Here is a 22,813-nt window from a genome sequence, read left to right as displayed (position 1 = left end):
TTAATGTTAATGGTTTTTTGTTAACAAAGTGTTTATTTTGTTTTTTATTTGTACTAGTCTGTATTGGTCACATTGTGTGACCAAAATGACAACATCTAACTTTTAAGAGGCAAAAATGAAAAATAACCTTTTGTTGATCGGCTGTGTTTTAACATCTACAAATTTAATGGCCAACGATTGGGATGCAATTCCACTACCAGTCGCGCCTGACAATGGTAAAGTCTGGCAGTTACAAGAAGCCTACTCAGACTCTTTTAATTACACAGGGAAGCCGGCGGCATTTACCAGTAAATGGAACGATACCTACTTTAATAGCTGGACAGGTCCAGGCTTGACCTATTGGCAACGTGATGAGTCTTGGGTCTCGGATGGTAATTTAATTATTAGTGCTTCACGTCGTGCAGGTACTGATCAAGTCAATGCAGGGGTGATCACTTCAAAAACTAAAGTCACTTTCCCAATATTTTTAGAAGCCAGTATTAAGGTGAGTAACCTAGAGTTATCTTCAAATTTTTGGTTGCTAAGCGATAATGATGAACGCGAAATTGATGTACTAGAAGTATACGGTGGTGCGCGTGATGAATGGTTTGCTAGAAATATGTCGACGAACTTCCATGTTTTTATTCGCGATCAACAAACAAATCAAATAATCAGTGATTATAATGACCAAACCCATAATACGCCAAGCTGGGGAACATACTGGCGAGAAGGCTTTCATCGCTTTGGTGTGTATTGGAAAAGTCCAACAGATGTCACATTTTATATTGATGGCCAGCAAACGCCAGATGGTTCTTGGGCACAAGTAGTCATGAAAGACAAAGACTACACTGGGGCTACGTTAAATAAGAACACACATAATATGGATCAATCTGCTTATATTATTATTGATACTGAAGATCATGATTGGCGCTCAGAAGCGGGTAATATTGCAACTGATGCAGACCTAGCCGATGACAGTAAAAATAAAATGTACGTTGATTGGGTGCGCGTGTATAAACCCGTTAATGCAGCAAATACAAGCACTGTTACTAGTGGCGCGCAAATTAAAGCAAAACACAGTCAAAAGTGTATCGATATTAAAAACGGTGCAATGAATAACGGCAGTACTTATCAGCAATGGAATTGTAATTCTAATAACGAGAACCAAGCATTTGAGCTCGTTGAACTCGCAAATAACGAATATGCTATCAGTTCACAATTAACTGGCTTGTGTATGCAAATTGCAAATTCAAGTACCTCAAATGGTGCTGGGGTTGAACAGTGGGTGTGTGATCACACAAAAGCCAATCAACGTTTTACACTGAACAATACAGGAGATGGCTACTTTGAGCTTAGATCAAGCTTAAGTAATAAATGTATTGATATAGCAGGTAAATTACAAACCAATGGCGCGTCAGTTGTGCAGTGGCAGTGTTATAACGGCGATAATCAACGTTTTCAGCTGATTGAGTAAAAAGCAGCATATATTTTTTACAAATGTAAAATTGTTAACAATTAATTGTTATTTTACTTTGTGTTGTGTAATTATTCTACATAGTACCTAACCGCTTTTATTGCAAAAGCGGTTCTTTCATAATAAAAGAATAGGCTTGCTATGAAAAAAACACACAAGAATGTTTATATCTCATCAGTACTACTGCTAGGCACTATGTTGTCAGGTTGTACTAATAATCAACTCGAAGAAAACACGCCCGCAGTCGACACAACAAAAAAAGAGCACATGCTGTGGGATTTCGAAAAACCTGAATACCAGTCTTTTTTACAGCATCACAATGCCACGACTAAGCTAATTGAACAGCAAGGTAATCATAAGTTACAGGTTATATTTGCAGCCAAAACTCATCACGAAAGCGATATTGAATTTGTAAATAGCTCAACGTGGAATTGGCAAGCGTTAGGCAACTTTGCTTTTGCACTTGATATAGAAAACCCTGATAAGGCGTCTACCCAGTTATATATAAAAACAGTGGATGATAATGGTAGAGCACAAAGTCGCAGTGTAGTGGTGCCAGCTGAATCAAATAATACTTATTATATTGAGTTAAAAGGGGCCGATTTAAATACAGAGTCGGGTATACGCTCCAACCCGCCTAGTTGGCATAGTAGTTATACCCCGGTATTGTACCGAGGGGGTGAAAAGAACATTGATGTTAGTAAAGTAACCAAGGTGACGTTTGGCACAAAAGGCTTGTTAGCGGATAAGCAATTACTAATCGATAATGTAAGGCTAATAAAGCCAACCAACTTTGACACCGAATACCTAGTAGGCTTGGTGGATGAGTTTGGCCAAAATGCCAAGCGTGATTTTAGCAACAAAGTTTCATCCACAGAGCAATTACTTGCAATCTCAGCGCAAGAGCAAAGACAACTGAAAAAGTCACCTGTTGAGGGGCGCTCAACGTTTAGTGGTTGGCAAGCGGGACCAAAACTTGAAGCAACCGGCTACTTCAGAACCGAAAAGTACCAAGGTAAATGGAGTTTAGTTGACCCGCAAGGATACTTGTTCTTTTCGACTGGTATTGCCAATGTACGCTTAGCGAATACCACCACAATTACAGGTTACGACTTTGACCAAAAGTACATTAAGCAAAGGGCGGCGGGTGATCTGACTCCTGAGGATTCAATCGGCTTAAATACGGCACCAAAAGCTGCGTGGCCATCACGTTATATCAGCTCAGAGCTGCGCGCTAACATGTTTAATTGGTTACCTGACAGTGATGATCCTCTTGCCGACAATTATGGTTATCGCCGTGAAGTGCATAGTGGGGCAGTTAAAAAAGGTGAAACATTTAGTTTTTATCGAGCAAACTTACAACGCAAATACCAAACACGTGATGAGCAAGCATTAATGAAAAAATGGCGCGATACCACGACAGATCGTATGTTGTCGTGGGGATTCACCTCTTTTGGTAACTGGCTTGATGATGATTACTATCAGCAAAACCGACTCCCTTACTTTGCCAATGCTTGGATCATCGGTGATTTTAAAACAGTAAGTAGTGGTAATGATTACTGGAGCCCGTTACCTGATCCATTTGATCCTGTTTTTATTAAGCGCGCGGATATCACCTTAGCAACCGTGGCAGCGCAAGTGAACAATAGTCCATGGTGTGTTGGTGTTTTTATTGATAATGAAAAAAGCTGGGGCATGATGGGCTCAGTTAATTCGCAATATGGATTAGTGATCAACACATTATCTGTAGACGAAACACAAAGCCCTACTAAAGCTGAATTCGTAAAACTGATGAAAGATAAGTACCAAGATATAGCTGCTTTGAATGCTAGCTGGAACAGCAATATTGCATCGTGGCATGAGTTTTCTAGTGGCATTACAGTCAAAAATATCAACAAGCAAGTCGAAGCTGATTTTTCCACTATGCTATTTCATTATGCTAACCAATATTTTGCCGTGGTAGAGCAAGCAACAGCAAAACACTTACCAAACCATCTCTATATGGGAGCTCGTTTTGCTGACTGGGGCATGACGCCAGAAATTCGTAACGCAGCAGCTGCTCATGCTGATGTGGTTAGCTATAACTACTACCGAGAAGGGCTCAATGATGATTTTTGGCACTTTTTAGCAGACATTGATAAGCCAAGCATTATTGGTGAATTTCATAATGGGGCGTTAGATTCTGGGCTATTAAACCCAGGGCTTATTCATGCCGAGTCGCAACACGACCGCGGTGTTAAATACCAACAATATATGTATAGCGTGATCGATAATCCATATTTTGTCGGGGCGCATTGGTTTCAATATATAGATTCGCCATTAACAGGGCGTGCCTATGATGGCGAAAATTATAACGTTGGCTTTGTTAATGTGGCAGATATTCCTTACATGCCCCTTGTTAATGCTGCTAAAGAAGTTAATCAGCAACTTTATCAACGCAGGTATACAAATAATGCTAACTAGTTATATTCAGGCTTGGGTAGTGCTTACAGCTGTGCTTATTAGCACCGCTGTAGATGCAGAGCCAGTGATAAAACAAGGCCCGTATGAAATCTACGATAACAGGGCGTTGCAGGTTTTAAATTTAGATGCACCAATCGAAACACTGGCTACCGGCTTTGAGTGGCTTGAAGGGCCCGTATGGGTTGAAGAGGGCGGGTATTTGTTGTTTTCAGATATTCCCACCCACCGAGTCTATCGCTATCAGCCTGAGCAAGGTGTGCACCTTTATTTAGCCGATAGCGGTTACTCAAATGGCCTAGTCCTGAATAACGACAATGAGTTGGTGTTATTACAATCACGCTCACGAAAAATTGTCACTATGGCATCGTCGGTTAATGATCCTAAAACAAACTATCGCGAATTAGTGAGTCGTTATCAAGGGCAACAGCTCAACAGCCCAAACGATGGTATTTTTAATCAGCAAGGTACTCTATTTTTTAGTGATCCCCCTTATGGACTGGCTAAGCAGCTTGATGATCCCGCTAAAGAGCTAAGCTTCCAAGGGGTATATTCATTGAATGCAAAAGGCCAACTTAATGTGCTTGATAAGCAATTAATTTACCCAAATGGGGTTGCGTTGTCTGGGGATGAAAAAACACTGTATGTGGCGGCATCAAATCCTGATAAACCCGCTTGGTATCGATATCAATTAAACCAAGATGGCACTGTTAAAAATAAAGCGTTATTTTATCAATTGCCGGCAGTGGCAGATAACAGCCATGGTCTACCGGATGGATTAAAAATTCATCCCAGTGGGATTATATTTGCAACAGGGCCTGGTGGGCTTTGGTTGTTTGATGAAAACGCTCAGCTATTAGCCAAAGTATCATTGCCTACCATCAGCGCAAACTTAGCATTTAATGCCCAAAAAAACCGTGTGTATATAACCGCTCATACACATTTATTGTCATTTTCTTTAAACACTGATCTTCAATAATCGTTTAGATCACTAGCAAGTTAAGCGGTTGCAGCTTAACTTGCTAGTCCACTCTTAGCTGCACGTCTGCGGCAAAGTTATTTTCATTTTATTAACTATATTACCTTTACAATAAATTTATGTTGTTGTAAATTGTTAACAATAGACAGTATCTTGTAAACTAAACTGGTGGCTAGATGAGAGATTCATTGCGAGCAATAAAAAATATAAAAGTAGAGTATTACCAAATTCCTCTCGCTGAGGTGTTAAGTGATGCTAAACACGGTGATCATACTCATTTTGAAGTTATCGCAGTGCGTATAATGACCAAAGACGGTTACGAAGGTATGGGTTACACCTATACCGGCGGTAAAGGTGGCCGCGCTATTTATTCGTTATTAAATGACGAAATTAAACCTGGTTTGATCGGGGCTGATTCATCAGCAATTATGTCAATTTGGGATAAGCTACAGTGGGATCTACATTACGTAGGCCGCGGTGGTTTATTAAGCTTTGCAATCTCAGCTGTAGATATTGCTTTGTGGGATATCAAATGTAAGCGCTTATCAGCACCACTTTGGCAAGTTGCTGGTGGACACAGAGATAAAACAGCGTGTTATGCCGGTGGTATAGATCTTAACTTTGATCAGCAAAAGCTCCTTAAGAATATTCAAGGTTACTTAGACCGTGGTTTTAATGCGGTAAAAATTAAAGTAGGCAAACCAGATTATAAAGAAGATGTGGCACGAGTGGCCGCCGTTCGTGAGCTAATTGGTGCTGATAAAACGTTAATGGTTGATGCTAATTACTCGATGAATGTAGAACATGCAATCCGTTTTGCAAAAGCCATTGAGCAGTTTGATATAACCTGGTTTGAAGAGCCAACAATTCCAGATGATTACAAAGGGTTTGCACGGATTGCGCAAGCGACCTCAATTCCTTTAGCTATGGGTGAAAACCTACATACGTTATATGAATTTGGTTATGCGATTGATCAAGCAAAACTTGGCTTTTTACAACCTGATGCCTCAAATATCGGCGGTATCACAGGGTGGTTACATGTTGCTAGTTTAGCGTATACCCACAACTTGCCGATTTGTAGCCACGGTATGCATGAATTACATGTATCGCTATTGGCTTCACAACCTCATGCGGGATTCTTAGAAGTACACTCATTCCCGATAGATGAATACACCACGCGACCATTACAACTTGATAACGGCGAAGCCTGTGCACCAGATTTAATTGGTACCGGTGTCGAGTTTGACGCGCAATTAGTTAAGCCTCATTTAGTTAAGCAATCATAAGGTATTTACCATGCAAGCAGCAGAATATATTGGCAATAAATCATTTCGCATCGTCGAAGGAAAACAAGTAAAGCCACAAGCAGATGAAGTACGTTTAGATGTTGGTTTTGTTGGTATCTGTGGTACCGACATGCATATTTATCATGGCGTAATGGATCAGCGCGTTAACCCACCGCATACCATAGGTCATGAAATTTCAGGTGTGGTTGCAGAGCTTGGTAGCAATGTGACTAACTTAAAAGTGGGTGATCGTGTCGTTGTACGCCCACTTGATTACTGTGGTGATTGTCCTGCATGTAATGCCGGTCATAGCCATGTATGTCATAACCTGAAATTTATGGGCATTGATTCAGTTGGCGCGTTTCAAAATTCATGGACAGTAAAAGCGCGTACTATTCATAAACTACCTGACAACGTAACACTTGAGCAAGGCGCATTAATTGAGCCTTTATCTGTTGCCTGTCATGATATTTCGCGTTCACGCTTAAAAGCCGGTGAAAAAGCAGTAGTGATCGGTGGCGGTCCAATTGGTCAACTCGTGGCCTTGGTTGCTAAAAGCGTCGGTGCTGACGTGTTGATCTCTGAAGTAAATAACGAGCGTCGTAAGTTTTCTGCGCGTTTTGATATTGAAACCATCAACCCACTAGAGCAAGACTTGCAAGAGTATGTGTCTAAATGGAGTGATGGCAAAGGCGCTGATGTTGTTTTTGAAGTATCGGGTGTGCAACCTGCCGTTGAAGCTATGACCCAAATTGCAGCAGTACGTGGCCGCATTTGTATGGTTGCTATCCATTCTCAAAAGCCGCCAGTTGATTTGTTCCAATTCTTTTGGCGTGAACTAGAACTTGTTGGCGCACGTGTTTATGAAGATGCAGATTTTGAAATGGCGATTGATTTAGTTGCTAGCGGCAAAATTGATTTAGAACCATTTATTACTTCGGTCAGTGAACTGGCTGATATTAGCTCAGCGTTTGCTAGCATGGACAATAACCCTACGGGTATGAAAGCCCTTGTTTCTTGCCAAATTAAGTAATGGAAAATAACATGTTAGATAAATTTAGTCTTAAAGGTAAAACAGCATTAGTCACAGGTTGTAGCCGTGGTATTGGTAAAGCAATGGCACTGGCATTGGCTGAAGCCGGCGCTGATGTAATTGGCGTATCAGCGAGTTTAGCAAAATCAGGATCAGATGTTGAAACGCAAGTGCTTGCTCGTGGGCAAATGTTTTATGCTTACCAATGTGATTTTTCTAATCGTGAGAGCTTATATGCTTTTATTAATGATGTGAAAAAAGATCACCCTAAAATTGATATTCTAGTCAATAACGCAGGCTCAATTTTACGTGATCCGGCGGTAGAGCACAGTGATGAATATTGGGATAAAATCATTGAGATTAACTTAAACTCACAATTTATTTTAAGCCGTGAATTAGGTAAGGAAATGGTGGCTCGTGGGCAAGGTAAAATTATCTTTACTGCGTCATTATTAACCTTTCAGGGCGGGATCACCGTACCTGGTTATGCAGCAAGTAAAGGAGCGATTGGTCAATTAACCAAAGCACTTGCTAACGAGTGGGCCAGTAAAGGTGTTAATGTGAATGCCATTGCACCGGGGTATATTGCCACTGATAATACCGAAGCATTAAGAAATGATCCTGAGCGTGCAAAATCGATTCTAGATCGTATACCACAAGGTCGTTGGGGAACACCTGATGACTTTAAAGGGCCAACCGTATTTTTAGCATCAGATGCCTCAAACTACATGAACGGTAGTGTTCTATTAGTTGATGGCGGCTGGATGGGACGATAAAACCATGACAATAAAAAACAACGTAAACTTTATAAATGGTGAGTATATTAGCTCATCAAATAGCGACACCATCAGCGTGCTCTCACCCAGTACCGGCGAGCAAGTGGGTGTCATTCCTAAAGGCAGTGTTGAAGACGCACAACTTGCGCTTGAAACGGCCACGGTAGCACAAACTCAGTGGGCACAAAAAACACCGCGTGAACGCGCTACAATTTTACGCCGTTTTGCCCAAGGTATTCGTGATAATAACGAGCGCCTTGCTGAGCTATTAGTCCAAGAGCAAGGCAAGTTAATTGATGTTGCGCGTATGGAAGCCAATGTTACAGCCACATTTATTGAATATGCCTGTGATAATGCGTTGACGATCAAAGGAGATATCATTCCTTCTGATCACGAAAACGAAAAAATCTACATTCATAAAGTTCCCCGTGGTGTGGTTGTGGCAATCACAGCATGGAACTTCCCGTTGGCATTAGCGGGGCGTAAAATTGGTCCTGCGCTTATTACTGGTAACTCAATAGTCATTAAGCCAACCCAAGAAACACCATTAGCTACGATGGAATTGGGTGAAATTGCCAATCAAGCAGGTATTCCGCCAGGTGTGATCAACATTGTTAATGGGACAGGCTCAGTCGTTGGCCAACACTTATGTGAAAGCCCGCTGACAAAGCTAATCACCATGACCGGTAGTACCCGTGCAGGGCAAATTATTCATCAAGCAAGCGGTAAAAACTTAACCCCAGTGATGCTTGAACTTGGCGGTAAAGCACCGTTTATTGTGATGGAAGATGCTGATCTTGATAAAGCCGTTGCTGACGCTGTGATAGCGCGTTTTGCTAACTGTGGTCAAGTATGTACCTGTGCCGAGCGCTTATATGTGCACAGCGATGTCTACGATAGCTTTATAGAAAAATTCATTCCAAAAGTGCAAGCCCTTAAAGTAGGCGATCCAATGGACCCAAGTTCAGATATGGGGCCTAAGGCCAATCAAAGTGAAATTAATAATATTCACTCAATTGTTGAAAAAGGCATTGCACAAGGCGCTAAGCTTGTAACTGGTGGTAAAGTTGCCACAGTAGCAGGGTTTGAAGGCGGCAATTGGTATGAGCCAACGGTACTGGTTGATGTTGAGCAAGACAACATTTTAGTGCACGAAGAAACTTTTGGGCCGGTATTACCAATCATCAAAATCAACAGCATTGATGAAGCCATTGCTTATACCAACGACAGTGAATATGGACTCTCAGCGTACTTATACACTAAATCTATGGAATACATTCATCGCTCAATTGCAGAAATGGAAGTGGGTGAAGTGTATGTTAACCGTGGTTTAGGTGAACAACATCAAGGTTTCCACAATGGCTGGAAGCTAAGCGGTATGGGCGGTGAAGATGGCCAATACGGTTTAGAACAATATCTTGAGAAGAAAACCGTTTATTTAAATGAGCAGTAATTAGGCGGGGTGGATTCTCTCACATTTGCCCACCTAAAGCCGATGCAAACGCATCGGCTTTTTTGTGCCTGTGAGTTAATTAACGTCATGCTAAAAAGGACATGAAACTACCATTTTTTAATCTATTTTGCGTATTTAAGCCAAAAATATCGGACTAGTATGGTGCATTAAATTTACATTTTTGGTCGTAAGGTATTTCAGCATGACAGCAAAAGTTACAGGTGTGAGTGATTTTCCTGATGCATTCAAAGAGCAACGTAATGCATCGGGCATTGGGCAAATGGACGATCAGAATGATCCCGTAAATATGCTCTTAGGTTTAAAAGATGTACGAAAAGCCGCGCATAATTGTACGGTGTTTCAGTCAGGTGCTAAACCTGGGCGGATTGTTATTCCATCTGAAGTGGCAATTCGTGAAACACGGCAAATTCCTTTTGAAGTCGACCCGCCAGAGCATGGTGGCTTTCGTGAGTTATTAAACCCATGGTTTAAACGCCCGTTAGACGATGCGTATCAAGCTAGTTTACAGCAAATCATTGATGACACTATTGACTATGCATTGCGTGCGCAATCACTGGATATTGTGAGTGAGTTTGCATTGCCCCTGCAATCGAAAGCGCTGACGTTGTTATTAAATACCACGATGGATAAAGCGCAAACCTGGATTGATTGGGGCACTCATGTATTTCGCAGTGAAGACAGTGATCTAGATGGCGATAAAGCTAATATTCTCTATGACTATATTGATCATGAAATAGATAAAGCCATTGCTAACCCTAGTGATGACTTGTACTCAGTATTACTTGCCGCGCAAGTGAATGGTCAAAACATGACGAAAGAGCAAGTTAAAGGCGTCATGATCCTAACCTTTGCTGGTGGCCGCGATACGGTAATTAATGCCATCACTAATTCAATTGCTTACTTTAGTGAAAATATCAGTGACTTACAGCGTATTCATGATGAGCCTGAAATCATCAATCGTGCTGTTGAAGAGCTTATTCGTTACTTCTCACCATTGACACAGATGGGGCGTGTTGCAACCGAAGATACCCAAGTCTGTGAGCATGCAATAAAAGCGGATAGCCGAATATCACTATGTTGGGCATCGGCAAATCGCGATGAAAGCGTGTTTAAAAACCCTAATAACGTTGATTTTGATCGAAAAGTAAACCCTCATGTGAGTTTTGGCTTTAGTCATCACAACTGTTTAGGGGCCACTCATGCACGACAATTATTACGTCAACTAGTGTTATCACTGGCAAGTAAAGTAGCCAGCATAGACATAATCAAAGCCGATGAAAACATTGAAAAGCTCGGTGAGTTTTCACGCAAGGTAGGCTTTAACCGCCTACAAGTCAGTATAAAAGCAAAGTAACGAACACTGTAGCAAGTGCAAAAAATAAGAGGGTAGAACGATGGCTAAAGTAATTTTTATGACAAAAACCAATGGCGCTGTTGAGGTCGAAGGAAGCAGCGGCTCATTAATGGAGTTAGCTGCCGCGAATGGCGTTGCAGGTATTGATGGTGACTGTGGCGGCGTATGCTCATGCGCAACATGTCATATTTACGTTGCGCCTGATGATTTTGAAAAAATAGGCGCACCAGATGAAATTGAAAGCGACATGCTAGAACTTGATGATAATGTGACTGAATTTAGTCGTTTATGTTGTCAAATTGAAGTTTCTGAAGATCTCGATGGCATGACCTTTGTTGTTGCTAACTAGATAGTTGAGTGATTTATTATGCAAAATATACACTCACCAACGCATTCACTTGATTTAAATATAGTGATAATAGGCGCTAGTCACGCAGGTGTGAACCTTGCGTTTAATTTACGCCAGCAAGGCTGGCTTGGCAGTATTACCTTAATAGATAGTGATCCAGAGTTACCTTATCACAGGCCGCCATTGTCTAAAAAAACATTGCAAGCAAGTGACACATTATCAACACCGCTTAAAGCTGAAAAAGCCTACACAGATAACAAGTTAGTACTGCGACTAGGGCAAACGGTGACAGCCATTGATACGCAAGCAAACGTAATTACCTTAGATGATGGTAGTCGTCTTACGTTTGATAAATTGGTGCTAGCAACGGGGTGCTCTGCTTTTATTCCGCCCATATCTGGATTGAGCGATACCCTTGATGAGGCGGGTAACCCCCAGTATTTTGCAATGCGAACGTTTGCGGATGCCAAAGCGATTAAAGCTGCTTTAAATAACAGTACAAACAAACAGGTTGTCATTATTGGTGGCGGTTATATTGGGCTTGAATCAGCGTCATCGTTTGTTGCATTAGGCGCTGATGTAACCGTGATTGAAAAACAAGACAAAATATTATCACGTGTTACATCAAGTGTGATGTCTGACTTTTTAACCCAGCTGCACCTAGGTAAAGGCGTAGCTCTACACACAGGCAAAGACGTTGTCGAAATAGGGCACCAAGGTAATAAACACTTGGTTGTGTGTAGCGATGGTACCCATTATCCCGCAGATTTTATTTTAGTCGGGGTCGGCGTTAGGTTAAATACGCAATTGGCCAGTGATGCGCTCTTGACGATTGAGCAAGGCATTAAAGTGAATGATGTTTGCCAAACGTCTCACCCTGATATTTTCGCAATTGGTGATTGTACAACGCACTTTAGCAAAATTTATCAACGTTGGATCCGCTTAGAGTCAGTACAAAATGCCGTTGATCAAGCTAAATCTGTGGCGCAGTGTCTAACGAATAAAGCGCCGTTAGCTCCTGCGGTGCCTTGGTTTTGGTCAGATCAATATGAGTACAAATTGCAAATTGTTGGTTTGTCACACGGATATGACGAATTAATTGTTCGTGAAGATTCGCCGACACAATTTTCGGTGTGGTACTTCAATGCTGAGCAATTGTTATGTGTTGAAGCGGTTAACAATAGCAAAGCCTATGTACTGGGTATGCAAGCAATTAAACAAAATTTACAGGTTAATAAACAGGTATTAAAAGACACCACAACGGCACTTACAAAAACATTATTACTAAGTGAGTAGCTGGCTTTAGGGCTGTAATTGCTGGCGATATTGTTGCCGATATTGGTAGGGGGTCACTTTGAAGTGATGCTTAAATTGCTTAATAAAATATGACGGGCTGGAAAAGTTTAAATCGTACGCTATTTCGGTCACCGATACATCTGTTTGTCCTAGTAGGCGTGCAGCGCTGTATAGCTTGTGCTGCATAAGGTGATCAGAATAAGGCACTCTAAAGTGCTTTTTAAATACCCGCGAAAAATACGACGGCGATAAATGGCAAAGTCTCGCGGCTTGCTCAAGTGACAGGGTTAAGCCGTGGTTTGTTTTAAGTTCATTAATTATTGGTGTCAGCTTTTTAAAGCTGGCTGAGCCGCTTAATGGTTTTTGCTGCGCCGATAAGCTGCTTTTACCGTATTCGCACACCATCGTAATTAAGCTATTAAATAGTTGAGTACAGGTTTTACTTTTAGGGTTTTCGTTAAACTCACTCAGCATCCACGCGAGTAATTTATGAATTCTTTTTTGTATTTCAATACTAAAGCTTAAATGTAAACCGGTTTTAAGCAGCTCAGTAAATTCACTTAAAGCCGGATCGTTTAGGCGTTCAGGCATAAATTGCACTATGTACCAAGATTTAGAGCGAGGTTTGAGCTCAAAGTCATGGGTTTCCATGGCGGGGGTAAACACGGCTTCATAATCAGCTAATGTTGATTCACCTTGATGGTAAAAATAAGTGCCATCGATGCGTTCAAAAAATATAAATTCATGCACTTGATGAAAGTGCATAAAACACGAGTAAGCATCGTGCTGAAGATAACTAACGTGATGAATTTCAAACTCGTAGCCGTCTTTAATAGAAAACGGTTCACAATAGATTGTTGGCTTTGGCATATAGTTTATTGTTAACAAATTATAATTGAGTTTAGCGTGCATTATTTATTGCTGCAATGATTGTGTAACAGCTGTGCATACTGAATTTAGATAAAAGGCACTATTATGAAATTAAAGTTTTTATGCCCTTACTGGGGTTGTGAAGGGGCAGCAGCCGATGAATTTGTAGCAAAGGTACTTGATGCTGGATTTGCTGGAGCAGAAATTAACTTTCCAGCAGATGAAAAGTTTATCAGTGGCATTCAACGTGCCGCCAATGAAGATAATTTTAGTGTGGTAGCGCAACAATGGCTTGCACCTAAGGTTGAATCGTTTGCACAATATCGTGCTAAATTTAATGCACGATTACGTTTTTTAGCAACACTCAACCCTGTGTTTATAAACTCACATACCGGAAAAGACTTTTATAGCGTTGCACAAAATAGCCTGTTACTCAACGATGCTTTAGCGTTAGAGCGTACTTTGGGTATCACAATTACTCATGAGACTCACCGAGGACGGTTTAATTTTGCAGCCTTTGCTACAGAGCCGTATCTTCAAAAATTTCCAGCTCTAAAATTAAATGCTGACTTTTCGCATTGGACTAATGTCAGTGAAAGTTACCTAGAGGAACAACAAGGGTCACTAAAACGCGCGCAACAGCACAGTTATTATATTCACGCTCGAGTAGGTCATACTCAATCAGCACAAGTGAATGACCCATTTAGCCCCCAATGGCAGGAAACATTAAGCTTGTACGTAAAGTGGTGGCAACAGATTATTGATTTAGCACAAGCACGCGGGCAGCAAATATTTTATATTTGCCCGGAATTTGGACCTTGGCCTTATATGCCTAATAAACTTAATTCGACGATACCATTAACACAGCAGTGGCAGCTTAATGTGCGAATGAAAGAGTATCTGATGAAACACTTAATTGTGTAGGTATGACCGGCTAATGAATAGACGCCGGTCATGTAGTTCAGCTTCATTGAGGAAAGCTACTTACCATAGCGATTTTCGTACATGGTGGAGGTAACGTCTTTTACTGCTTCGATCATTTCAGGGTAGGGGATGTCAGTGGTGGTAACAAAGCCTATATTGGCGTTTTCACCATCAAATGCCCGCCCAGATACTGGTTCATCAACATATTGGAACCAATGAGCGCCAACCATGTACGGTTTTTCGAGTACGCTTTGCATGTAATTTTTATACATAGCAGCACGGTCTGTTTGATTTGCAGCGTGAACAATACCTGGGTTAAACAAGCCTGAGTCGGTAGCTGTACCAATATGGAATTCGCCAATTACAACCGGTAGATCAACGTCTTCTAAAAATTGCCAGTAATGATCTTGCATACCTTCCTCGTAAATATTAAAGCTCAATACATCCGAGTATTTTACCGACGCTTTAATAATTTCATCTGGCATGCCCCAGTTAGCCATGCGAGCACCCATGTATAAATGATTAGGAAGCTTTTTAGCTAATGTACCATTGACTACTTTAAAGTATTGTTCGCCTAGCATTTCTAACATTTTCGATATGTCGGCTATTTGTGCGTCAGTGTAGGTAGTAAACGTAACGCCATTATTAAGTTCATCCCAACTTGAAATATCGCTTTGCCATGCTTTATTTAGTGCATTTATTGAGGTGTACTTTTGTTTAAGGTGTGTTGCAAATGCGTGTTTAGCTGGGCTTTGCTGTGCATCTTTTGATAGGGCATCGAGTATGATGCCGTAGCGTTTTTCTACGCTGCCTTCACGTTCGCCCCAACTTTTTTCGTTATCGATAAATATACCTATACACCAAGGTGATGATTTAATGCTTTTAGCTATGGCATCAATGGTAATTTCTGCGCGTTTTTTAAACTCAGGATCATAAAAATCGGGCATCAGTCCCCAGTGATTAGTATGTCCAGAGAGTGTTTTAAAGTCGCCGATAATCCAACCATTGGCAAAATAGGGCACTGATTCTTTATCGTAAAATGCCGGATCGACCCAGTTGCCAAATGATGTAAAACCCCAATCCTTCATGCGATCAAGTGTTACCTCATGCCATTTAGCTAAATATGATTTAGGTGATGTTTCGCCATAGCGACGTTGTAAGTTTGCACGGTAAAAACTATATGTTTCGCCATGTGCAACAGGCCCTTTATGTGTTGAGCGTCGGTAACTGTAGTGCTCGCTAAGTGGCTCATTGTAATCGGGCAGCCATTGAAACATATTATGACGAAGCTCAGAGGTAATAAAGCGGCTTTGGCGAGCGTCATCTGAGACTTTAATGATCCCCATCGAATCTTCAGGGGTGATCTCATCGCTACTGCGATTGCGGACCGAATCATCTTTGAAGTCTACGCCGGTAATGGTGGTAAGATTAGCCATGCGCACATTGGCCGGGCCATGGGAGAAAAATAAGTAGCCTTCAGGGTCAACCATCCACCATTTACCGTCTACTTTTTCAGTTCTGAAATAGCCTGTGGCCTCTAATTTAGGGCCTTTGGCATAACCACCAAATCGAGAGCGGTCGCTCATGCCTTTGGATTTTTCAAGTTCAGCTAATTCAATATCAGCCAAACGTTTAAGCTGCTCATCTGAGGTGATAGTTAACGCATTGGTTTGTTTTGTGTATTGACCATATTTATCAATTATATTGACCATCCAATTGGGATCGGATGGTGGGTTTTTTCTGAGCTTAATATCACCAATTAATAATGACTTATCTTCTAACACACCGATAGTGAAGAGGTTCATTGCACTAATTTTTGTAAAGTCGCCGCCATCATCACGCCAAGAGCGCCACACCATTAATCGATCATTTGTTTGCCAAGGTGGTGCATCTCCCCACATGCCAGTATTGGTTTGGGCTTCTTTACCATCTAAAGGAAAATAGACAGTACCTGAGTAATTCGCCGGTAAACTAACCGAGCGGCTTTGTAGTTGCCCTTCTGGGTTTTCTATTGAGAGGTAAACGTGTACTGAGCTGGCGCTGGTATTTTCAACGTCAAAAGCCACGTTATAGTTATTATACGATGATAAATCCCAAGGACTGGGTGGGGCTATTTTTAGTTCAGAAATATTTCCCTTTGCAGAAAAACTTAACGCTAACTTATCACTATTTGCAGACTCAATGAATTGGTGCGATGTGTGCTTATCGAAAAACCAGCTTTGCTGTTGTTGCTTTGAAAAATCAACCAGTTTAGTTAATGTTTCAGCTTGATAGAAAGGATCCAGTGGGGTGTTAGCTGCGCGCTCTTGCACAGGTGTTTTATTTGTATCGCTACACCCATTGGCAAAAATACAGGCTAAACTGAGCGCAATTAAGTTAACAGTCAGTGAAGTGTGAGTTGTTGTCATAATAGTTTTGATCCTGTTGTAAACTAGAATGAATAACATATGATCATTGTTAACAATAAACAATGATCATATTCACTTTTATTGCATTAATTCTGTTTTATTAACTTCATAGGATAACTATTTGACGAGTTCCATTGGCCAACATAAAGATTGTCATCTTGATCAACACAAATACAGTGTACATGGTTGAATATTTGCCAATCTGTTTGCATTGGCTGTAATTCGTTTTCTATATATACAGGTTGTGGCGCACCCAAGTTAGCCACTATTTTATTTGATTGATCAAAAATACTGATAAAACCAGAGTCATCGGCATTACGCTCGTCAATATGCGACCAACACACCGGAGCGTAAAATAGTTTACCTTTAAAAACTGGCCCACCAATATACGCGCCGTTCGCGCTTATTTTTGAAAGGTATTCACCTTGTAAAGAAAACACTTTTAAGCACTGTTCAAAACGTGAACTGACAATTAAAGTCGGGTTGGTGGCATCACGTAAGTCAACCTCGATGCCATGGGTATTATGTAAGTTGTAGTTAGCATCGCTGTTATCATGCCCACCCCAGTGCTTGATATACCGGCCGTGTTTATCAAAGTGCAGTAAAAAATCACTACCGTAACCATCAGTAACGTATAAATCACCATTTGGAGCTATGGCTATATCAGTAGGGCGAAAGGGCTGCTGTGGCGTATAAGCACCGTATGTTTGCGGGTGGCCAATGGTGTAAACAAGCTTGCCATCTAAAGTCATTTTCGCAATAAATCCGGCTTGTGGAATGACATTATTAGTCGGGCTATCCCATTGCTCTTTGCTGTGACCATCCCAATGACGATTAACAATCCAGCCACTGTCTACAACATATAAGAATTCTTGCTCACCTTCTTTGACAATTTTTAAAGCATGGCCGCCAGGAAAGAGTGTGCCAAAAGCATCGAGTAGTTCACCTTGCTGTGAATACACCAAAATATTATTTTGGGTATTATCAGTGATCATAAAAATACGCCCTTGTGAATCCATTACCATGGCATGGCAGTTTTCGATTGGGTACTGCTTAGGATCGAGTTTGCCCCAATGCGCATCTACTTTATATTTAAATTTGCCGTGACCAATTATTTTACCATGGGGATCTTGGCCGTTTTTAGGGAATGGGTGCGCAATTTGCTGTTTTTGTTTTTCAGTTAGGCTACAAAGCATTGGTTTTTCCAAATTAAAAAACCAACTCAAGAAAAGGGCTAACAGTCTATGAGTTGGTTTGGCTAGAATTACGGATGAACAGTTAAGCGGGTTTCCAATTCAAAATGGCATCGTCGTTAACCGGTTCTAATGGATAATAAACAGCTTCGTTTTCTTTAAACGATTGATTAGTGATTGCGTTAAATGCGCAGATCATTGACCAACGCGGCTCTGCAGCACGGTTTTGGTTTGATTTATGTAATAAATTACAGTGGAAAAACAGAACATCACCAGGTTCAAGCTCTACATTGACCAGCTCATGGTATTTCATTGCTTCTTCAACAAACTCTAAACAGGCACCTTTTTGATCCCCCGTTTTACTATGATCAAGTCGGCCTAAATGATGTGAGCCTTTTAAAACTTGTAAGCATCCATTTTCGACAGTCGCTTTATTAATGGCCACCATACAGCTAATGGCTTTCGGGTAAAGCATGTAGTTATCGCGATGCCAGTAACCAAAGTCTTGATGCCACTCCCAAGCGCCGCCAACAAACGGTTCTTTCATCATTATTTTAGTACTTGTATGGTAAACCTCTTCACCAATAAGCTTTTCACATACATCAACTAAACGACGACCACGCGAAAACATACTGTAAAAATCATCACCGGTTTTTTGCCACAAACACACTTTACTTACTGCACCATCGGCATCTTTTTTATGCCATGCTCGCTCGTATAGCGAATCATCATTAAAGGCGGTGTGCTGTAAGCGGGCAATTTCTTGTTCGTCGTAATAGCCTTTTGCAATAACGTAGCCGTCTCGATGAAAGTCAGCAATTTGTTGTGGTGTTAGTTGTCTGTTGTTCATAAGTGGGTGTCCTGTAAATGACTACTTGTTGTAAATTGTTGACAATAATGAGTTGGATTTATGAAGTGGTCAAGCTTGAATTTATATAAAAATATGATATTCATATATAAATAATAGTGATGATGATTAACTAATTGTTTCTACATAAATTCAAATATTATGAGCTAGAAAAATTATTTTTATATTCATATATGAATATGGCGAATTGCCTTGTTTTTGCACGGTTGGGTGGATAATGAACACAAAAGTAAAAAGTAAATACGCGGTACCTGCGTTAGATAAGGGGCTCGATATACTTGAGTTTTTAGTACTGCAAGGCAGTGCTTGTTCACAAAGTGAAATAGCGACTGGGCTTAGTCGTAGTGCAAATGAAATTTACCGAGTGCTGGTTGGTTTAGAGTCTCGGGGCTATTTAATACGGGATGAATTTTCGGGGCGTTATAGTTTATCTTTAAAGCTTTATAATTTATCTCGGTCTATTTCGCCGATTGATCAAGTGCGTCAATGCGCCATTCCTTATATGGAAGATTTAGCGGTGAGTTTGGGACAGTCATGCTATTTAACTATGCTGTATCAAAGCCAAGCTATGACGGTGGTACAAGCTCGCAGTCACAGTGCAATGCATTTAAGCATTGCAGAAGGATCATTATTTAAGCTAAGTAAATCAACGGCGGGTCAATTATTATTAGCAAATAGTAACGAGCAAGTTCGTGGCATGTTGATTGAGCATGATGCAAGTTATAGTACGTTAAAACCTAAAGCGCTAAGCCAGTTGCAATATGAACTCGATGTTATTTGTACACAAGGCCACCTTGTACAGAGTAACCCTTTGATCACCGGTGTCGATGATTTTTCTGTGCTGATAGGTAAACCGCAAGCAAAACTGATAGCTGCACTGACTATTTCATCTTTTGATGCAGAATTAACATCAGCAGTGAATGCCCAAGCAATGGTCGCAGAGCTTAAAAGTACTGCAAGCAAGATCACTGCTTTACTAAACAATTAAACTGGTGAGGTAATTTACCGAGTAAATTGTTTGCGCTTGATTCCCCTGCATTCGAAACACCATTAAAAACCATGCTAATTTAGTTAGTTACCAATACTCACTCCCCATTTTTAAATCACCTATACAGTACTGTTAGTTTAAGTTGTCAGCGTAGTTGTAAAATTTTTGTTCGATTTAATTTGACTTAACAAGCTGTGTTCTATTATTGTAAAGTCAATTGTTAACAATATTTTGATGACAATTCAGGCTAACCAAAATCAAATCATTATTGGCAACGTCGGCTAAACACAATATTTAGGTGTAAAAATGATAAATACAAAATTTAAGTTAAATGCAATTTGTATCGCTATGTTGGTGTCAACACCACTGGCTTATGCAGAGCAAGAAAATACAACTGATATAAATAATGATGTAGAAGTTATTCAGGTTACGGGGATCCGTAGTGCATTGAGTAAATCAGCATCCATCAAGCAGGATTCATCAGGGGTAGTTGATGCTATTTCAGCAGAAGACATAGGTAAATTACCAGATACAAATTTAGCCGAGTCATTACAGCGTATCAGTGGCGTATCAATTGATAGAGCCAACAATGAAGGTAACCAAGTGACAGTGCGTGGCTTTGGTCCGAGCTTTAACTTAGTGACGCTAAATGGTCGTCAGATGCCAAACTCTTCAGTCATTCAAGAAAAGGGTGTCTCACGTAGCTTTAACTTTAGAGAGATTGCTGCAGAGAGTGTCTCAGGCGTATCAGTTTATAAAACAGGTAAAGCGAATGTTGCATCTGGTGGCATTGGTGCCACGATTGATATCAACACTGCCAAACCGTTTGACTATGATGGCTTTAAAGCGTTTGCAAATGTAAAAGCAATTAATGATACCAGCTCTGAAAAATCAGGTGTAACACCCGAAGTCTCAGGTATGATCAGCCAAACATTTGCAGATGATATGTTTGGTGTGCTGTTGTCTGTTTCACATTCTGAGCGTGAAAGTGGTCGTGAACGTGTGGGTACATCACAAGGTTGGGTGAAAAATCGCGCCAACCCTGATGGCGTTGATAGCAGTGCTATTGATACTTCAGTCAACCCTACGGGTACTTACTGGGTGCCGTGGACACCAGAAATGGAGCGTTTTGAAACTGAACGTACCCGTGATAATGCGCAATTAGTGTTACAGTTTGCACCTACCGATAACATTGTTGCCACACTTGATTACACTCTATCGCGCTTTGAAGAGATCAGTGAAACGAATAAAATGTCTTTTTGGTTTGATAATCCAGGTGGTACGGCAGATCAAAATGGTACTGTGGTCGATATTACCAACCCAAACGATGAATTGAATTTTTGGGCATGGGAATTATACGAGAAAAAAGAAAACGATTCTTTAGGCTTAAATTTAGCTTGGCAAGCAACAGATTCACTAAAATTAAGTTTTGACGCGCACGATTCAACATCACATTCTAATCCTGATGGTAACACGGCTGAAACCATCGCCAACCTGAAAAACATTCCTGGCTCAGTTGCCATGATAGGGGCTAATTTCTCTACCGAAGTACCTAGTATCACCATTGATGATTCGACTTTACCCGGCGGTGCATACGCGCAAGAAAATATTGTATCTGATTTATACCAGCGCCGTGGTTATGAGATGGAAAATAACATCAAGCAATATCATGCCAGTGGTATGTGGGAAAACTTAGAAAGTGGGGCTATATCGGCAATTCATTTTGGCGCAATGTATACCGATTATCAGATTGATACCTATTTGTCTGAGCAATTTTCATTTGTTGATATTCCATTAGATAATTTAGGCATGACATTTGATGATGCGACAGGCTTTGCTGACGAGTTTTCAGGCTCGGACCAATTGTTCCCATATATGCCAAGGTATAGCGCTCAAGACTTTGTTGATATAGTTAGAGGTGAAGGGTTATTTAGAGAGCCTGATATTTCAACCAATGGTGTTCAAGAGCAAACTCTTGCATTTTATGTTTCGTTAGATGTAAACACCGAATTTAATAATATTCCTATCGATATGAATGTGGGTGTTCGTTATGAGAGCACAGATGTAACTGGTTATTCTGTAAAACCGGCAATTATCGCGCTGAATTATCGCCATGCTGAAGAACTTCGTCCTGTATATGCAGCTGAAGCAACACCACAAGAGCTGGAAGGTGAATATACACGTATTTTACCTAATCTTGATTTAAGCGCTGATCTAGATAATGGTTACAAAGCACGTTTTTCATATAGCCGAACGCTTGCCCGTGCAGGCATTGGTGCTATGTTCCCGTCTACAACGATAAATGCACGCCCTGATGGTCCATACAATGCCTCACAAGGTAACCCAAATTTATTACCAATAACGTCCGATAACTTTGACTTCTCCTTTGAATGGTATGGTAACGATGGCAGTTATGCATCGGTAGGCTACTTTAAAAAGTTTGTTGAAAACTTTATTGGTGCAGGTGTAGTACAAGGTACATTAGATGATATAAACGGTGAGCCACTGCGCGATCCAAGTGTAAACCCGCGTCCTGGTTGTCCAGATAGTTCTGATACACCTAACCCTGCTTGTATGAGTCAGCCGTCAGATCCAATTGTAACATTTGATATTTCAACACCTGATAACTTACAAAATCGTGAAGTTGATGGTTGGGAGTTAAACGGTCAATACATGATTGAAGATACTGGCTTCGGTGTGGTTGCTAATTATACCTTAGTTAACAGTGACGAAGAGTTTGAACCGTATAACTTTGATCAAACCATTGCTCTAGCGGGCTTGAGTGACTCTGGTAATTTGGTTGGTTTTTATGAGAATGATGATTTTCAAGTTCGTCTTGCATATAACTGGCGCGACGAGTTCTTACTTTCATTAGGAACAGAGCCAACATTTACTGAAGCATACGGTCAGTTAGATTTTAACTTCAATTATACAATTAATGAGGCATATTCAATTAATTTTGATGCGCTGAATCTAACTAATGAAACCGTTCGTCGTCATGGTCGCTTTAGCGAGCAACTCGTCTCTGCTGAGCAATACGGCCCACGTTATAGCATAGGTTTTACTGCTAAGTGGTAACTGATCGTTAATTATGAGCAAGGC

At 40.8% G+C, this 22,813-nt stretch carries 17 protein-coding genes; 13 read left to right on the top strand and 4 right to left on the bottom strand.

All coding sequences use genetic code 11. The annotated features are described in order from the left end of the window. The first annotated feature begins 115 nt into the window (after positions 1-115). From KAN5_RS07450 to KAN5_RS07405, 10 genes are all read left to right on the top strand, one after another. Complete coding sequence (locus KAN5_RS07450) at positions 116-1,453, top strand: RICIN domain-containing protein (protein ID WP_244390844.1); 1,338 nt, start codon at positions 116-118, stop codon at positions 1,451-1,453. A 141-nt stretch (positions 1,454-1,594) separates the two neighbouring features. Continuing rightward, positions 1,595-3,916: an agarase gene (locus KAN5_RS07445; RefSeq protein WP_244390843.1), complete on the top strand. Its 2,322-nt coding sequence runs from the start codon at positions 1,595-1,597 to the stop codon at positions 3,914-3,916. Further along, entirely contained in the window at positions 3,906-4,892 is a 987-nt protein-coding gene (locus KAN5_RS07440) for an SMP-30/gluconolactonase/LRE family protein (protein ID WP_244390842.1), read from the top strand. The genes KAN5_RS07445 and KAN5_RS07440 overlap by 11 nt, the downstream gene beginning before the upstream one ends. A gap of 176 nt (positions 4,893-5,068) precedes the next feature. Then, positions 5,069-6,178, top strand: a complete 1,110-nt coding sequence (locus KAN5_RS07435) for a mandelate racemase/muconate lactonizing enzyme family protein (protein WP_244390841.1) — start codon at positions 5,069-5,071, stop codon at positions 6,176-6,178. Positions 6,179-6,188: 10 nt separating this feature from the next. Continuing rightward, on the top strand, positions 6,189-7,211 hold the full coding sequence (locus KAN5_RS07430) for an alcohol dehydrogenase catalytic domain-containing protein (RefSeq protein ID WP_016709222.1): 1,023 nt from the start codon (positions 6,189-6,191) through the stop codon (positions 7,209-7,211). Positions 7,212-7,222: 11 nt separating this feature from the next. Continuing rightward, positions 7,223-7,987, top strand: a complete 765-nt coding sequence (locus KAN5_RS07425; protein WP_138554824.1) for an SDR family oxidoreductase — start codon at positions 7,223-7,225, stop codon at positions 7,985-7,987. Positions 7,988-7,991: 4 nt separating this feature from the next. Further along, positions 7,992-9,440 (top strand): aldehyde dehydrogenase, encoded by a 1,449-nt coding sequence (gene aldA / locus KAN5_RS07420; RefSeq protein ID WP_244390840.1) that lies wholly within the window; start codon positions 7,992-7,994, stop codon positions 9,438-9,440. A gap of 202 nt (positions 9,441-9,642) precedes the next feature. Beyond that, complete coding sequence (locus tag KAN5_RS07415) at positions 9,643-10,815, top strand: cytochrome P450 (RefSeq protein ID WP_016709225.1); 1,173 nt, start codon at positions 9,643-9,645, stop codon at positions 10,813-10,815. A 40-nt stretch (positions 10,816-10,855) separates the two neighbouring features. Next, positions 10,856-11,164 (top strand): 2Fe-2S iron-sulfur cluster-binding protein, encoded by a 309-nt coding sequence (locus KAN5_RS07410; RefSeq protein WP_244390839.1) that lies wholly within the window; start codon positions 10,856-10,858, stop codon positions 11,162-11,164. A gap of 18 nt (positions 11,165-11,182) precedes the next feature. Next, complete coding sequence (locus KAN5_RS07405; RefSeq protein ID WP_244390838.1) at positions 11,183-12,460, top strand: FAD-dependent oxidoreductase; 1,278 nt, start codon at positions 11,183-11,185, stop codon at positions 12,458-12,460. 6 nt (positions 12,461-12,466) lie between these two features. Here the strand turns inward: KAN5_RS07405 and KAN5_RS07400 are convergent, their stop codons facing one another. After that, on the bottom strand, positions 12,467-13,330 hold the full coding sequence (locus tag KAN5_RS07400; RefSeq protein WP_244390837.1) for an AraC family transcriptional regulator: 864 nt from the start codon (positions 13,328-13,330) through the stop codon (positions 12,467-12,469). Positions 13,331-13,435: 105 nt separating this feature from the next. Here KAN5_RS07400 and KAN5_RS07395 point away from each other — a divergent pair, with 105 nt between their 5' ends. Continuing rightward, positions 13,436-14,254 (top strand): hypothetical protein, encoded by an 819-nt coding sequence (locus KAN5_RS07395; RefSeq protein ID WP_244390836.1) that lies wholly within the window; start codon positions 13,436-13,438, stop codon positions 14,252-14,254. Between the two features lie 56 nt (positions 14,255-14,310). Here the strand turns inward: KAN5_RS07395 and KAN5_RS07390 are convergent, their stop codons facing one another. The 3 genes from KAN5_RS07390 to KAN5_RS07380 form a co-directional block, all read right to left on the bottom strand. Beyond that, complete coding sequence (locus KAN5_RS07390; protein ID WP_244390835.1) at positions 14,311-16,662, bottom strand: beta-galactosidase; 2,352 nt, start codon at positions 16,660-16,662, stop codon at positions 14,311-14,313. Positions 16,663-16,748: 86 nt separating this feature from the next. Then, positions 16,749-17,858 (bottom strand): 6-bladed beta-propeller, encoded by a 1,110-nt coding sequence (locus KAN5_RS07385; RefSeq protein ID WP_244390834.1) that lies wholly within the window; start codon positions 17,856-17,858, stop codon positions 16,749-16,751. Positions 17,859-17,940: 82 nt separating this feature from the next. Next, a complete protein-coding gene (locus KAN5_RS07380) occupies positions 17,941-18,705 on the bottom strand; it encodes a phytanoyl-CoA dioxygenase family protein (RefSeq protein WP_244390833.1) in 765 nt (254 codons plus the stop codon). A 235-nt stretch (positions 18,706-18,940) separates the two neighbouring features. Between KAN5_RS07380 and KAN5_RS07375 the strand changes: the two genes are divergently transcribed. Both KAN5_RS07375 and KAN5_RS07370 read left to right on the top strand, forming a co-directional pair. Next, the gene (locus KAN5_RS07375) at positions 18,941-19,711 is read left to right on the top strand and encodes an IclR family transcriptional regulator C-terminal domain-containing protein (protein WP_244390832.1); all 771 of its coding nucleotides are present in this window, start codon (positions 18,941-18,943) and stop codon (positions 19,709-19,711) included. 306 nt (positions 19,712-20,017) lie between these two features. Continuing rightward, on the top strand, positions 20,018-22,789 hold the full coding sequence (locus tag KAN5_RS07370; protein WP_244390831.1) for a TonB-dependent receptor: 2,772 nt from the start codon (positions 20,018-20,020) through the stop codon (positions 22,787-22,789). The last annotated feature ends 24 nt before the right edge of the window (positions 22,790-22,813 follow it).

Origin of the sequence: Pseudoalteromonas sp. KAN5, assembly GCF_022846535.1 — a bacterium.
Taxonomy (GTDB): Bacteria; Pseudomonadota; Gammaproteobacteria; order Enterobacterales; family Alteromonadaceae; genus Pseudoalteromonas; species Pseudoalteromonas haloplanktis.
This window is presented reverse-complemented; position numbering and strand designations above follow the sequence as displayed.

What these genes read in the sequence shown, in the direction of transcription:
- KAN5_RS07450 (WP_244390844.1), top strand. Translation starts at nt 116, where the DNA reads ATGAAAAATAACCTTTTGTTGATCGGCTGTGTTTTAACATCTACAAAT.
- KAN5_RS07445 (WP_244390843.1), top strand. Translation starts at nt 1,595, where the DNA reads ATGAAAAAAACACACAAGAATGTTTATATCTCATCAGTACTACTGCTA.
- KAN5_RS07440 (WP_244390842.1), top strand. Translation starts at nt 3,906, where the DNA reads ATGCTAACTAGTTATATTCAGGCTTGGGTAGTGCTTACAGCTGTGCTT.
- KAN5_RS07435 (WP_244390841.1), top strand. Translation starts at nt 5,069, where the DNA reads ATGAGAGATTCATTGCGAGCAATAAAAAATATAAAAGTAGAGTATTAC.
- KAN5_RS07430 (WP_016709222.1), top strand. Translation starts at nt 6,189, where the DNA reads ATGCAAGCAGCAGAATATATTGGCAATAAATCATTTCGCATCGTCGAA.
- KAN5_RS07425 (WP_138554824.1), top strand. Translation starts at nt 7,223, where the DNA reads ATGTTAGATAAATTTAGTCTTAAAGGTAAAACAGCATTAGTCACAGGT.
- aldA (WP_244390840.1), top strand. Translation starts at nt 7,992, where the DNA reads ATGACAATAAAAAACAACGTAAACTTTATAAATGGTGAGTATATTAGC.
- KAN5_RS07415 (WP_016709225.1), top strand. Translation starts at nt 9,643, where the DNA reads ATGACAGCAAAAGTTACAGGTGTGAGTGATTTTCCTGATGCATTCAAA.
- KAN5_RS07410 (WP_244390839.1), top strand. Translation starts at nt 10,856, where the DNA reads ATGGCTAAAGTAATTTTTATGACAAAAACCAATGGCGCTGTTGAGGTC.
- KAN5_RS07405 (WP_244390838.1), top strand. Translation starts at nt 11,183, where the DNA reads ATGCAAAATATACACTCACCAACGCATTCACTTGATTTAAATATAGTG.
- KAN5_RS07400 (WP_244390837.1), bottom strand. Translation starts at nt 13,330, where the DNA reads ATGCCAAAGCCAACAATCTATTGTGAACCGTTTTCTATTAAAGACGGC.
- KAN5_RS07395 (WP_244390836.1), top strand. Translation starts at nt 13,436, where the DNA reads ATGAAATTAAAGTTTTTATGCCCTTACTGGGGTTGTGAAGGGGCAGCA.
- KAN5_RS07390 (WP_244390835.1), bottom strand. Translation starts at nt 16,662, where the DNA reads ATGACAACAACTCACACTTCACTGACTGTTAACTTAATTGCGCTCAGT.
- KAN5_RS07385 (WP_244390834.1), bottom strand. Translation starts at nt 17,858, where the DNA reads ATGCTTTGTAGCCTAACTGAAAAACAAAAACAGCAAATTGCGCACCCA.
- KAN5_RS07380 (WP_244390833.1), bottom strand. Translation starts at nt 18,705, where the DNA reads ATGAACAACAGACAACTAACACCACAACAAATTGCTGACTTTCATCGA.
- KAN5_RS07375 (WP_244390832.1), top strand. Translation starts at nt 18,941, where the DNA reads ATGAACACAAAAGTAAAAAGTAAATACGCGGTACCTGCGTTAGATAAG.
- KAN5_RS07370 (WP_244390831.1), top strand. Translation starts at nt 20,018, where the DNA reads ATGATAAATACAAAATTTAAGTTAAATGCAATTTGTATCGCTATGTTG.